This is a genomic window from Streptomyces sp. Root1310, assembly GCF_001426425.1.
GTDB lineage: Bacteria > Actinomycetota > Actinomycetes > Streptomycetales > Streptomycetaceae > Streptomyces.
The window spans coordinates 228,625-241,370 of sequence record NZ_LMEQ01000001.1; the positions used below are offsets into that span (position 1 = coordinate 228,625).

Genomic DNA, 12,746 nt, shown 5'->3' on the forward strand with positions numbered 1-12,746 from the left:
GATCCGGGCCGGGGACGAGGCCGGCGTCGAGTTCCGAGCCGGGGTCGGGGCCGGAGCAGGGACCGGGATCAAGGTCGGGGCCGAGGCCGGGATCAGGGCCGGGGCCGGGGCCGGGATGGGAGCCGGGACCGAGGTCGGGAACGGGATCGAGGCCGGGACCGGGGTCGGGACCGGGAACGGGAACGAGTTGCGAGCCGGGTGGGAGGGTGCCCGGGGGTTTCGGGGTCGGCGGGTCGGGAAGCGGGGCGCTGCTGGTCGTCGGGGACGTCGTGACGGATGTCGTCGCCCGCCATCGGGGCCCGCTGGCCTCCGGTACGGACACGGTCTCGGTGATCCGGACCCTGCCCGGCGGCGCGGGCGCCAACGTGGCGTGCTGGGCCGCGCATTGGGGGTGTGCGGACGTGCGTCTCCTCGGCCGGGTGGGTGCGGACTCGGCGGCCTGGCACGAACGGGAGCTGACCGCCTGCGGGGTGCGGCCACGGCTCGTCGTCGACCCGGAAGCGACCACCGGGACGGTGATCTGCCTGGTCGACACCGGTGCCTCGGCCGAGCGGACGTTCCTCACCGACAGCGGCGCGTCCCTGCGGCTCGACCCGGGCGACTGGTCGGACGCCCTCCTGGACGGGGTCGGCCGGCTGCACCTGTCGGGCTACCTGCTGTTCTCGGAGTCCGGGCGCGCGCTGGTGGGCACGGCGTCGGCGGCGGCACGCGCGCGCGGAGTGCCGGTGAGTCTCGATCCCGCGTCGGCGGGCTTCCTGGTGGACCTGGGCGTCGACCGCTTCCTGTCCCTCGTCGAGGGAGTGGACGTGCTGCTGCCGAGCCGTGCCGAGGCCTGTCTGCTGACCGGGCTGCGTGACGGGGCGGGCGCCGCCGCCGCGCTGAGCCGTCTGGTCCCGCTGGTGGTGTCCAAGGAGGGGGCCGACGGGGCGCTGGTGGCCCGTGACGGCGCGGTGCTCGTCCGCGTCCCCGCCGCTCCGGCGACACCCCTGGACACCACGGGCGCCGGTGACGCCTTCACCGGAGCCTTCCTCGCCGCGCTGCTCTCGGGCGCCGATGCCGGGGCCGCGGCGGCGGAGGGGTGCCGGGCGGGGGCCCGGGCGGTGGAACGGGTGGGCGGCAGACCTCCCGCGCGGGGCGACGGCGCGGCGGCGGCGACCTACCGCGCCCACGCAGGCTGAGGACACCACGCCGGGCGGGCTCCCGCCTCCTCGGGCGAGGCCGCTCCCGGCAGGCGCCAGGACCTGCCGATCACCGCGACGGCGTCGGCGGCCGCGCTCGGCGCCGCCGGCGCGGGGCGGACGTGCTCCACCCCTGCCACCGCTGACGCCTCCTGTCGCTCACGCCGCCCACCGCTGACACCTTCTGCCGCTCACGCCGCGTGCCGCTCCCGCCGCCCGCCCGCTCACGCCGCTACTCCTTCCGTCCCCACGCCGAGATCATCGGCGCCGTGGCCAGGTCCATGATTCCGGAGGCGACGTTCGCCAGGTGTTGGTCGATGTCCTCGTCGGTCGCGAGGCCCGCCCCGACGAGTTCGCCGCGGATCTGACGGACCGTCGCGGACTCCAGGACCGCGCAGGCGGGTGAGGTGACGGGGAAGTAGGCGTCGGCCTCGACCCGGCGCAGCCCGGCCTCGCGGAGCAGACGCGGGAGCCTGCGGCCGTAGGAGAGGTCGGCGCCCCGGCCGGCCAGGAGCTTGCGGAAGCCGTGCCGCAGGCGGTTCGCCAGCTGCTGTTCGGGGCCGTGCTCGTCGGGGCAGAGCAGGGGCTGGAGGGCCGGGTCGGCGTCCTCGATCAGGAGCCGTCCGCCCGGTCGCAGCGCCTTGACCATCGACCGCAACGCCCGCTCCCGGTCCGGCACGTGGACCAGCACGAGCCGGGCGTGCACCAGGTCGAAGCCCTCCATCGGCGGTGCCTCGGTGCCGAGGTCGTGGACGCGTACCTCGACCGGCGGGCGGGCGACCGACGTCAGCCGGGAGGTGTCGATGTCGGTCGCGAGGACCTTGCCCGTCGGACCGACCTTCTTCGCCAGCCAGGACACCACGGAGGTACCGCCGGCGCCGGCCTCCCAGCAGCGCCAGCCGGGCCCGACCCCGAACGCCTCGAAGTGGCGGAGCGTCGTGGCATCGAAGAGGGCGGCAAGGGCGTCGAAGCGTTCCCCCGCCTCGGGCTGCCGGTTGTCGAGAAGGTACCCGTCGGTTCGCGTCATGCCCCGATCATCCCAGTTGTCCCGCTCGCCGGAGGTCGGCGACGCGGCCGGGACGGGGACGGGACCACCGGCCCGGACGCGGTCGGCGACGCCGGGAACCCGTACCGGGAACGGGGGCCCACCGGTCTCGTGAGCGGGCCGGGGCATCCGTCGTCCACAGGCGGGAACAAAGCGGAACCGGCCCTGTCCACAGGCTTACCCGCGGCATGCGCGGGCCTGGCAGACTGGCGCGCCAGGACGCGGGAACGCGGCTCGCAGAGATACACGCAAGGAGACCCAGATGACCATGGCGGGGAATCTGCGGAAGGTGACCGGCCTCGGAAGGGTCGGCGGCCTGCGCAGGGTGGCGCGGCTGGCCCGGCGGCGGCCGCGGGTCGACCTGAGTCACCCCGCGCGGTCCCCGCTGGGTTCCTCGGTGGTGAACTGCGTGGCGTACCGGGACGGTGTCCGCGCACCGCGCGGCGGCGATCTGGTCGAGACGGTGGAGCGGGTGCGCAAGCAGGGCCACGGGTTCGTGTGGCTCGGCCTGCACGAGCCGACGAACGACGAGTTCGCGGGTATCGCCGAGCTCTTCGACCTGCATCCGCTGGCCGTCGAGGACGCCGTCGAGGCCCATCAGCGGCCGAAGGTCGAGCGGTACGGGGAGACCTTGTTCGCGGTGTTCAAGACGGTCTGCTACGTCGAGCACGAGGAGCTCACGGCGACCAGCGAGGTGGTCAACACCGGCGAGATCATGGTGTTCGTCGGCCGGGATTTCGTGATCACCGTGCGGCACGGCCGGCACGGGTCGCTTGGCCCGTTGCGCGAGGAGCTGGAGTCCGACACGACTCAGCTGGCCAAGGGGCCGTCCTCGGTGCTGCACGCGGTCGCGGACCATGTGGTGGACGACTACCTCAACGTCATCGACTCCGTGCAGGAGGACATCGACAAGGTCGAGACGGATGTCTTCGCGGCGAACGGCGCACGGGCGGATCCGGGTCGCATCTACCAGCTCAAGCGTGAACTCCTCGAACTGAAGCGGGCGGTGGTGCCGCTCGGTCGTCCGCTCCTGGACCTCGCGGACCGGCCGGTCCGGGTGGTCGATCCGGAGATACAGGCCTACTTCCGGGACGTCTCCGACCACCTGCTGCGCGCGACGGAGCAGATCGCCGCCTTCGACGAGCTGCTCAACTCGATCCTTCAGGCGCACCTGGCGCAGGTCACGGTCGCGCAGAACGAGGACATGCGCAAGATCACGGCCTGGGCCGCGGTGATCGCCGTGCCGACGATGGTGTGCGGGGTGTACGGCATGAACTTCGAGCACATGCCGGAACTGCACTGGAGGTTCGGCTACCCGCTGGTCGTCGGCGTGATATCCGTCGCCTGTTGGGTCCTGTACCGCGGCTTCCGCCGCAACGGCTGGCTCTGAACGACCGCACCGGCCCGGCCCCGGCAACCTCTCCCGCCGCCACCAGAACTGCCCAGGGCCCAGGACCGGCAGCACTTTCAGAGCTGCCGGAGATGCCCGCGGACGCCCACGGCAGCCCGGAGCCGCCCGAAGCCGTCCGGAGCTTTGAGAATTGTCAGGGCTCTAGTGCCGGGCGGGTCCGGACCTGGCGTAGACGGTCTCGGCCCAGGTGGCGATCTGCTCCTCGGGCAGGTGCCGGGCGAGGTCGGCCTCGCTGATCATGCCCACCAGGCGCTTGTTCTCGATGACGGGCAGCCGGCGGATCTGGTGTTCCTGCATCTCGTGGAGCACCTCGCCGACGTCGGCGCCCGCGTCGATCCAGCGCGGTGTGCCCTGGGCCATCTCGCCGGCGGTGACCTTGGCGGGATCGTGCCCCATCGCCACGCAGCCGACGACGATGTCCCGGTCCGTGAGGATCCCGCAGAGCCGCTCGTTCTCGTCGCTGATGGGCAGCGCGCCGACGTTCAGTTCGCGCATCAGCTGGGCGGCGCGGTCGAGGGTCTCGTGGGCGGGGATCCACTGGACGCCCCGGTGCATGATGTCTCCGGCGGTGGTCATGCGGTACCTCCCGGTGCCGGACGGCCGGCGCGGCGCGGGAAGGGGCACCGCTAGTCCCGGCGCCCTACATTCTTGCCGCGTGACCCGAGGCCCGCACCCGGAGCGTGCGGCACGCCAGGCCCGCCACCGCGCCGCCCGGCCCGCCGTCGCACAGCACCCCGGGCGCTCCACGGGGTTCCGGGGCGCTCCGCGCAAGTACGCGGCGCCGTCCCGTGGTTCGGGCCGTCCGGCCCGGCGCGGGATCAGCCGCCCCAGGCCGGGTGGCGGGGGTCGTCCGCGCGGACGAGCACGTCGGCCGCGGCGGCCGGATCGGTCTCCTGGACGTATCGCTCGAAGGCGGGCAGCGTCCAGTGGTCGGGTTCCGGGGTGCGCCGGCGCAGGGCCGGCGGGGAGAGGAGGACGTGGACGGTCAGGTCGAAGGGGAACCAGTGCCGCAGCAGGAACGGGCCGTGCAGCAGCAGGAAGCCGCCGGGCGGGAGCGGGACGTAGGGGCTGCGCGTGGCGCGGTCGCTGACGGGGTCCCGGAGATCGGGCAGGATCCGTCCGTCGCCGCCGGGTTCGAGGGGATCGAACACCTCGCGCCACAGGGCGCCGGTGTCGAACCAGCCGTCGTAGTAGGCGTCCACGTCGTGACGGCCGTACTCCAGGCGGAGGGAGGCGGGGCGCAGGAAGCCGTGCGTGTCCACGACGCGGGAGGGGCGGCCGCGGGTGCGCAGGGCCTCGGCGACCCGCTCGGCGAGGTCTCCTGGACGGGCCGCAGGTGCCCCGTCGAAGGCGATGCGCGGCCAACGGATGCCGTCGTCGGGCTTCAGGTCGAGCAGCCGCTCGGCGAGGAGGTCGCCGAGCCGTTCCCAGGTGATCGCTTCGAGTCGCACACGGCCCATGATGCGCCAGGCGCCGGTCCGGCCGCCCGGCCCCGGTGCGGGCCGAGCCCGTCGGCGGAGGTCCCTCCCGCCCACGGGCCGGCGGCCAGGTGCCACCGCGTCCGCCAGGGGGCATGAAGGCCCTATGGCAGCCGCAGCCCTCCCCGCTTCCGCGCCCCGCACCGGGTTCGTCGTCGTCCAGCCGCTCAGGCGGAAGCACTGCGCCGGGTGCCGCCGCGGGCCGCTGCCGATGCTGGTCCTGGAGGACGCCGCGCCGCGCTGCCTCGACTGCGCCGATCTCGGGCACCTGGTGTTCCTGCCGCGCGGGGACGCGGCGCTGACCCGCAGGTCGCGGGAGGAGAGCGGGCTGTCGGCGGTGGTGGTCCGCTTCAACCGGCGCAAGGGGCGTTACGAACGCCAGGGTGTGCTGGTCGAGGAGGTGGCGCTCACCCGGGCCGAGGAACGGTGCCTGGCGGACGCCGAGGCACGGCAGCGGCGCCGGATCCGGGACGCGCGGCGCAGGGCGGCACAGGACGAGCGCTTCGCGGAGGCGTTCGCGGCGGAGATCCTGCGGCTGTTCCCCGGCTGCCCGGGAGAGCGGGCGCGCGGGATCGCCGCGCATGCCTCCGTGCGGGGCAGTGGCCGGGTGGGACGCAGCGCCGCCGGGCGGGCGTTGTCCGAGGGGGCCGTCGTCTCCGCTGTCGTGGCGTCCGTACGGCATCTGGACACGCCGTACGACCGGCTGCTGATGAGCGGGGTGCCCCGGTACGAGGCGCGCCGGCGGATCGCGCCGGACGTGGAGGCCCGGACACGGGGGTGGCGGGACGGAGCCGGCGGGACGGACGGGACGGCCCCCGGGCGCGGACGGCAGCCTGGTGGACGGCCGCGCATGTCCTCGCGCGTTTCGGCCATGGTCACCGATCATGAACAGGATTTCACTTGAGGTGAGGGACGGACCCGGGCAAGATCTCCGCACTACGGGTGGGAGTTGACGTTGTCATGATCGATGGACCCTATGAGGTGCTCGCGATGGTGGGCACGGTGACGACGGGGCTGATGGCCGGGGTCTTCTGTGCCTTCTCGGTCCTGGTGATGCGGGGTCTCGCCGCGCTGCCGCCCGCGCAGGGTGTCGCGGCGATGAACGCGATCAACTCCTCGGCGATGACGCCGGCGTTCATGGTCCTGTTCCTCGGTGCGGCGGTGGTGTGCGCGGTGATCGCCGTGGTGACCTTCGTGCTGTGGCCGGACGACGGGACGGTCCACCTGCTGCTGGGCAGCGCGCTGTACCTGTGCGGGGCGTTCGGGGTGACCGTGGCGGCCAACGTGCCGCGCAACGAGGCCCTGGCGAAGCTGGAGCCGGGCACGCCGGAGGCCGTCACGTACTGGCCGGTCTACCTGCGTCAGTGGACGCGGTGGAACCACGTGCGCGCGGTCGCGTCCGGGGTCTCGGCAGTCGTGTACGTCCTGGCTCTGGCCTGACCGCGCACGGACATGCGACGGGGCACCGGACGCCCACTGCGGAAAGCGCTGTCCGCCACTCTGCGTGGGTGCCCGACGCGACGTATCGTGGCCGAAAGAGTGCCGCCCGATGACGCTCGGCCTGTCGTACGCGTACGCGAGGAAGACGCCCATGGCCGATCCCAAGGGATTCATGACCACGCCCCGCGAGGACTGGCCCCGGCGGCCGGTCGAGGAGCGGGTGCGGGACTGGGACGAGGTGTACGTCCCCGGAGCGCTGCTGCCCATCGTCAGCAAGCAGGCCGACCGCTGTATGGACTGCGGCGTCCCGTTCTGCCACGAGGCCTGTCCGCTCGGCAACCTGATCCCCGAGTGGAACGACCTCGTGTCCCGGGAGGACTGGCGGGCGGCGAGCGACCGGCTGCACGCGACGAACAACTTCCCCGAGTTCACCGGCCGGTTGTGCCCGGCCCCGTGCGAGGCCGGGTGCGTCCTCGCCATCAACCAGCCCGCCGTCACCATCAAGAACGTCGAGGCCGCCATCGCCGACCGGGCCTGGGCGGACGGCCTGACGCCGCCGCGTCCCCCGGACCGGCTGTCCGGCAAGACGGTCGCGGTGATCGGTTCCGGGCCCACCGGGCTGGCCGCGGCACAGCAGTTGACGCGGGCCGGTCACACGGTCGCCGTCTACGAGAAGGACGACCGGATCGGCGGACTGATGCGGTACGGGATCCCCTCCTTCAAGATGGAGAAGCACCACCTGGAGCGGCGGATCGAGCAGATGCGGGCCGAGGGGACGAAGTTCCGCACCTCGACGACGGTCGGGCGGGACGTCATGGCCGCGGATCTGCGGGCCCGCTACGACGCCGTGGTGATCGCCACCGGGGCGACCGAATGGCGTGAACTGCATGTTCCGGGGCGTGAGTTGACCGGCATACAGCAGGCGATGGAGTATCTGCCGCTGGCCAACCGGGTGGGCGAGGGGGACCTGGAGTCGTCCCCGATGTCGGCCGCCGGCAAGCACGTCGTCATCGTCGGCGGGGGTGACACGGGCGCCGACTGCCTGGGCACGGCGGTGCGCGAGGGCGCCGCGTCCGTGACCCAGCTGGACATCTACGCGCAGCCCGGCCCCGAGCGCGACGAGGACACCGACCCCTGGCCGACGTATCCGAAGATCTACCGGCTCTCGGCGGCGCACGAGGAGGCGCGTGATCTGGAGTCCGCGCCGGCGGCGGACGCGGACGCGCGGCTGTTCGCGGCGTCCACGCTCCGCTTCACCGGTGACGACACGGGACACGTGCGGTCGCTGCACCTCGTCGAGGTCGACGCGCGACGCAGGCCGGTGGAGGGCACCGGGCGGGCGCTCCCCGCCGACCTCGTGCTGCTGGCCCTCGGCTTCTCCGGGCCCGACCGGGAGGACGGGCTCGTCGAGCAGCTGGGGCTGACGCTGGAGACGCGCGGCACGATCGCTCGGGACGGCGACTTCGCGACGAACGTCCCCGGCGTGTTCGCCGCGGGGGACGCGGCGCGCGGGCAGTCGCTGATCGTGTGGGCCATCGCGGAGGGGCGGGCGGTGGCGTCGGCCGTCGACCGCCATCTGACGGGAAGTTCGCGGCTGCCGGCGCCGATCGGCCCGTACGACCGTCCGATGAGCAGCTAGACCGGGACGTCCGGAAGAGGGCACCCGCCCACGTCGCGTCCGGGACAACCCTGGGCCGGATCGTTTCAGCGGCCCTCGATTCAGCGGCCCTCGATTCAGCCGTCCTCGATTCAGCCGTCCTCGATTCAGCGGCCCCCGTTTGAGCCGCCCTCGCTCCAGCGGCCCGCGTTCGAACGGCCCTCGTTTCCACGGCGGCGCCCGCCCCAGCACGGCCCGGCCCAGCGGCGCCCGTCTCGGCGGCCCCCGTCTCAAGCAGCCCCGTCTCGGCGGCGCCCGGGTCGGCGGCGCCCGTCTCAGCGGCGCCCGTCCGTCCCGGCCACCTTGCCCGTCGCCAGGGCGACCCGGTTCCAGGTGTTGATCGCGCAGATCAGGGCCAGCACCTGGGCCAGCTCGCGCTCGTCGAAGCGGGCGGCGGCCTCGGTGTAGACGTCGTCCGGGACGCCGCCGTCGGCGACCAGCGTGACGGCCTCCGTGAGGGCCAGGGCCGCCTGCTCCTTCTCGGTGAAGAAGTGGCGGGCCTCGCGCCAGACGGCGACCATGTGCAGCCGCTCCTCGCTCTCGCCGGCCTTGCGGGCGTCGCTCGTGTGCATGTGGAGGCAGTAGGCGCAGTGGTTGAGGTGCGAGGCGCGGATCTGGATCAGCTCGACGAGCGCGGGGTCGAGGCCCTCGCGGGCGGCGGCGTCGAAGCCGATGAGGGCGCGGAACGCCTTGCCCGCGGTCTTCCCGAAGTCGAGGCGGGGCCGTCCGACCACCGCCGCCGCCTCGCCGGTACCCGCGTCGCTCGTTGTCATGTCTTGCGTCATGTCCCTCAACCTACGGGTCGGAAAGACCCCCTGTAGGGTGCATTTCCATGGTGGATTCGTGGGTCAATTCCGCGGAGCGGATCGGCGCCGACCTGCATGTGGAGCTGTCCGGTCCGGGCGGCCGGCGGGCCGCGCTGATCCGGGCGCTGCGCGAGGCCGTGCGCGGCGGGCGCCTGCCGCCGGGCACCCGGCTGCCGCCGTACCGTTCGCTCGCCGCCGACCTGGGCGTCGCCCGCAACACGGTGGCCGACGTCTACGCGGAGCTCGTCGCGGAGGGCTGGCTGACCGCCCGGCAGGGATCGGGTACGCGGGTCGCCGACCGGACGGAACCCCTGCGGCCCGCAGCGCGCACCCCCGTCAAGGCACCGTCACGCGCGCGTGGCCCCCGGCACGACCTGCGGCAGGGCACCCCGGACGCGTCGTCGTTCCCGCGCGCGGCCTGGCTGGCCTCCTACCGGCGGGCTCTCCAGCAGGCGCCCAACGAGGTGTTCGGTCCGGGCGACCCGGCCGGCCGCCGGGAACTGCGGGAGGCGCTCACCGAGTACCTGGCACGCGCGCGTGGCGTGCGCACCGAGCCCGGGCGCATCGTGATCTGCTCGGGCTTCGCGCACGCGCTGCGGCTCCTGTTCGGCCCGGGCAGCGGGCTCCCGCGCGGTCCGCTGGCCGTGGAGGCGTACGGCCTGGACTTCCACCGGGGGCTGCTGGCGGCGGCGGGCGTGCGGACGACTCCGCTGCCCCTGGACGCGGACGGCGCGCTCGTGGAGCGGCTGGACCGCGAGCGGGCGGTGCTGCTCACCCCCGCGCACCAGTTCCCGACCGGTGGCCCCCTGCACGCGAGCCGCCGGACGGCCGTGATCGACTGGGCACGCGCGCGTGGCGGGGTCCTGCTCGAGGACGACTACGACGGGGAGTTCCGCTACGACCGCAAGCCCGTCGGGGCCGTCCAGGGGCTCGATCCCGAGCGGGTGATCTACCTCGGCTCGGTCAGCAAGAGCCTGTCGCCCGCGCTGCGTCTGGGCTGGATGGTGCTGCCCGAGCGGTATGTCGACGGCGTCCTCGCGGCCAAGGGCGAGCGGGAGGCCTGGGCGAGCGCCCCGGATCAGCTGAGTCTGGCCGACCTCATCGCGTCCGGGGCGTACGACCGCCATGTACGGCGCATGCGGCAGCGTTACCGCGCCCGCCGGGACCGGCTGGTCGAGGCGCTCTCCGCGCAGGCGCCGCACGTCGAGGTCACCGGAGTCGCGGCCGGTCTCCACGCGGTGCTGCGGCTGCCGCCCGGCACCGAGCGGTCCGCGCTCAAGGCGGCCGCCTGGCAGGGCGTCGCCCTGGACGGCCTGGCCGCCTTCCGGCATCCGGCGACCGACATGGCGCCGGAGGACGGGCTCGTCGTCGGCTACGCGACACCGCCGGAGCACGCCTACGCGGCGGCCCTGGACGCCCTGTGCCGGATCCTGCCGCCGCCGGACGGGCGGCGCGGCCCCGCCCCCGGATAAGGCGCGCCGCGAGACGTCCCACGGACGTCCCACGGCGCGCGGGTCCCCGGATGCGGCGGTGGCCTCAGAGCTTGCGGCCCACCGCCCCGTAGCCCGGGATCACGCCGTCGTCCTGTCCCGGCACCGGTTCGCCGAGCTCGGGGTGCCACTCGGGCACCACCGCGACGCCGGGTTCGACCAGGTCGAGTCCGTCGAAGAAGCGGGTGAACTCCTCGCGGGACCGCAGGGCGAGGGTGACGCCCGCCGCCTTCGGTTTCGCCGTGGCCGCCGCCGACTCCTCCAGAAGTCCGCGGTGGCGTGGGTCATCATCAGACAGCTGCCGGAGGGCAGCGCGGCGAGCAGCCGGTCCACCAGGTCGTGGGCGCCGTCCTCGTCGGAGACGAAGTGCAGCAGCGCGACCAGGGACAGCGCCACCGGACGGTCGAGGTCCAGGATCTTCCCGGCCCCCGCGATGATGGCGTCCGGGTCGCGGACGTCCGCCTGGAGGTACTCCGTGACGCCCTCCGACGTGCTGCGCAGCAGGGCGGCCGCGTGGGCCAGGACGATCGGGTCGTTGTCGCAGTAGACCACCCGGGCGTCCGGCGCGATCCGCTGGGCGACCTGGTGCGGGTTGGGCTCGGTCGGGATGCCCGTGCCGACGTCCAGGAACTGCCGTACGCCGTTCGCGGCCAGCCGGCGGGTGGAGCGGTGCATGAAGGCCCGGTTGACTCGTGCCATCACCGGCACGCGCGGGTCGAGGGCGAGCATCTGCCGGCCCTCCCCCACTGCCTCAAGGACGTGGGCGGTACCCCCACTCGTCGACGGGGTAGTTGTCCTTCCCGCCGAGGTACCAGTCGTACATCCGGGCGGGATGGGGCTTGCTGGTGTCGATCTCGACGGCTCCGGTGGGGTCCTGCCCGGTCATGAGGCACTCCGTAAGCATGAGACGCGGATGATGTTCAAGTCAGTACCAAATTAAGGAAGTCGAGCGAAGACAAGGGCAGGTGGACGAAAACGGGTGGGGGGTGAGGTGAGCAAGAAGTGCCAGACAGGTCCGTTCAGGACAGCAGGAAGTCGGCCTCCCCCGCCTTGGCGCCCTCGATGAAGGCCGTCATCTCGTCGGAGGTGTAGATCAGCGCCGGTCCGTCGGGGTCGGTGGACTGCCGGACGGCGATCCGGCCGTCGGCGAGCTTCATCGCTTCCAGGCAGTTGCCTCCGTTGCCGCCGCTCCACGGCTTGTGCCAGCCCTCGCTGCCCAGTTCCCGGGCGGGCATGCCGTTGTAGATCCGCTGAGCGCGGACCCTCGGCCTGGACTGGGTCCTGATGTGATTCATTCACAACTCCTTGCGGAGATCCCGGAGGATCTCCTTCGTGCGATGTGCTGTAGCGGCCTGCGCCGCCATGCGGTCCATGACCTCGAGGTGGGTCGCCACCTCGCTGCGGGCGTCGAGATAGACGGCGCCGGTCAGGTACTCGCTGTAGACCATGTCCGGAAGCTCCGGCATGGCGAATCGGAACAGCACGAAGGGCCCGTACGTGCCCGGATGCGGCCCGTTCTCGAACGGGGCGATCTGCAACGTCACATTGGGCAGCTTCGCGGCCTCGAGCAGGGTGTCGATCTGCGCGCGCATCACCTCCGGGCCGCCGACCGGGCGACGCAGCACCGTCTCGTCCATCACGACCCACAGTCGGGGGGCGTCCTGACGGGTGAGCAGGTCCTGGCGTTGTATGCGCAGGTCGACGAGGCGCTCGATGTCCTCCGGGCGGGTCTGGCCGATGGCTCCGGACTCCAGGACACCGCGCGCGTACTCCTTGGTCTGGAGCAGGCCGGGCACGAAGTGCGGCTCGTACTGGCGGATCAGGGCTGCGGCGCCCTCGAGGCTGACGTGCATGGAGAACCAGCCGGGCAGGACGTCGTGGAACCGCTGCCACCAGCCCGGTCTGTTCGCGTCCTCGGCGAGCCGGACGAAGCCCTCGGCCTCCTCGTCGGTGACCCCGTAGGCCTTCAGCAGCAGCTGGAGGTACGGGATCTTGAGGCTGACCTCGGCCATCTCCATACGACGGACCGTGGCGGGCGCGACGCGCAGGATGCGGGCGGCTTCCTCGCGCTTGAGCCCGGCGCGTTCCCGCAGGTCCAGAAGGCGCCGACCGAGGACGACCTGTCCGACCGTCGGTGCGGACCGCGGTTCGCTCACGCTCCACCTCCACGAAGAGCCGGCCGGTCACGCGGGGGGCCGCACGAGCCCCGACCCGGCCGGTCACGAAAAGAATCCCGACAGC

The 12,746-nt window shown here is 73.2% G+C and carries 12 protein-coding genes and 1 pseudogene; 6 read left to right on the forward strand and 7 right to left on the reverse strand.

From position 1 onward, the window contains the following. The first annotated feature begins 206 nt into the window (after positions 1 to 206). Entirely contained in the window at positions 207 to 1,178 is a 972-nt protein-coding gene (locus ASD48_RS01080) for a PfkB family carbohydrate kinase (RefSeq protein ID WP_057599437.1), read from the forward strand. A 232-nt stretch (positions 1,179 to 1,410) separates the two neighbouring features. Here the strand turns inward: ASD48_RS01080 and ASD48_RS01085 are convergent, their stop codons facing one another. Then, entirely contained in the window at positions 1,411 to 2,205 is a 795-nt protein-coding gene (locus ASD48_RS01085) for a methyltransferase (protein ID WP_057600933.1), read from the reverse strand. 280 nt (positions 2,206 to 2,485) lie between these two features. Here ASD48_RS01085 and ASD48_RS01090 point away from each other — a divergent pair, with 280 nt between their 5' ends. Further along, positions 2,486 to 3,613: a magnesium and cobalt transport protein CorA gene (locus ASD48_RS01090; protein WP_057599439.1), complete on the forward strand. Its 1,128-nt coding sequence runs from the start codon at positions 2,486 to 2,488 to the stop codon at positions 3,611 to 3,613. A gap of 162 nt (positions 3,614 to 3,775) precedes the next feature. Here ASD48_RS01090 and ASD48_RS01095 read toward each other — a convergent pair whose 3' ends face one another. Both ASD48_RS01095 and ASD48_RS01100 read right to left on the reverse strand, forming a co-directional pair. Continuing rightward, positions 3,776 to 4,210, reverse strand: a complete 435-nt coding sequence (locus tag ASD48_RS01095; RefSeq protein WP_057599440.1) for a CBS domain-containing protein — start codon at positions 4,208 to 4,210, stop codon at positions 3,776 to 3,778. 242 nt (positions 4,211 to 4,452) lie between these two features. Then, positions 4,453 to 5,094, reverse strand: coding sequence for a uridine kinase (locus ASD48_RS01100; protein WP_199875604.1), 642 nt, complete (start codon positions 5,092 to 5,094; stop codon positions 4,453 to 4,455). 124 nt (positions 5,095 to 5,218) lie between these two features. Between ASD48_RS01100 and ASD48_RS01105 the strand changes: the two genes are divergently transcribed. The 3 genes from ASD48_RS01105 to ASD48_RS01115 all read left to right on the forward strand — a co-directional run bounded on the left by ASD48_RS01105 (position 5,219) and on the right by ASD48_RS01115 (position 8,191). Continuing rightward, on the forward strand, positions 5,219 to 6,016 hold the full coding sequence (locus tag ASD48_RS01105) for a DUF2293 domain-containing protein (RefSeq protein ID WP_199875606.1): 798 nt from the start codon (positions 5,219 to 5,221) through the stop codon (positions 6,014 to 6,016). Between the two features lie 56 nt (positions 6,017 to 6,072). Continuing rightward, complete coding sequence (locus ASD48_RS01110) at positions 6,073 to 6,552, forward strand: anthrone oxygenase family protein (RefSeq protein WP_057599442.1); 480 nt, start codon at positions 6,073 to 6,075, stop codon at positions 6,550 to 6,552. Between the two features lie 151 nt (positions 6,553 to 6,703). Next, complete coding sequence (locus ASD48_RS01115; protein ID WP_057600935.1) at positions 6,704 to 8,191, forward strand: glutamate synthase subunit beta; 1,488 nt, start codon at positions 6,704 to 6,706, stop codon at positions 8,189 to 8,191. Between the two features lie 293 nt (positions 8,192 to 8,484). On the opposite strand, the gene ASD48_RS01120 is transcribed toward ASD48_RS01115, so the two are convergent. Continuing rightward, complete coding sequence (locus ASD48_RS01120; RefSeq protein ID WP_057599444.1) at positions 8,485 to 8,982, reverse strand: carboxymuconolactone decarboxylase family protein; 498 nt, start codon at positions 8,980 to 8,982, stop codon at positions 8,485 to 8,487. 59 nt (positions 8,983 to 9,041) lie between these two features. On the opposite strand from ASD48_RS01120, the gene ASD48_RS01125 reads away from it, so the two are divergent. Beyond that, on the forward strand, positions 9,042 to 10,487 hold the full coding sequence (locus ASD48_RS01125; protein WP_057599445.1) for a PLP-dependent aminotransferase family protein: 1,446 nt from the start codon (positions 9,042 to 9,044) through the stop codon (positions 10,485 to 10,487). A gap of 64 nt (positions 10,488 to 10,551) precedes the next feature. Here the strand turns inward: ASD48_RS01125 and ASD48_RS01130 are convergent. From ASD48_RS01130 to ASD48_RS01140, 3 genes and pseudogenes are all read right to left on the reverse strand, one after another. Then, positions 10,552 to 11,391: pseudogene (locus ASD48_RS01130) on the reverse strand (SAM-dependent methyltransferase). A 133-nt stretch (positions 11,392 to 11,524) separates the two neighbouring features. Continuing rightward, complete coding sequence (locus ASD48_RS01135; RefSeq protein ID WP_020131864.1) at positions 11,525 to 11,800, reverse strand: DUF397 domain-containing protein; 276 nt, start codon at positions 11,798 to 11,800, stop codon at positions 11,525 to 11,527. After that, on the reverse strand, positions 11,801 to 12,661 hold the full coding sequence (locus ASD48_RS01140; RefSeq protein ID WP_057599446.1) for a helix-turn-helix transcriptional regulator: 861 nt from the start codon (positions 12,659 to 12,661) through the stop codon (positions 11,801 to 11,803). It lies immediately after the preceding gene. Between the last annotated feature and the right edge of the window lie 85 nt (positions 12,662 to 12,746).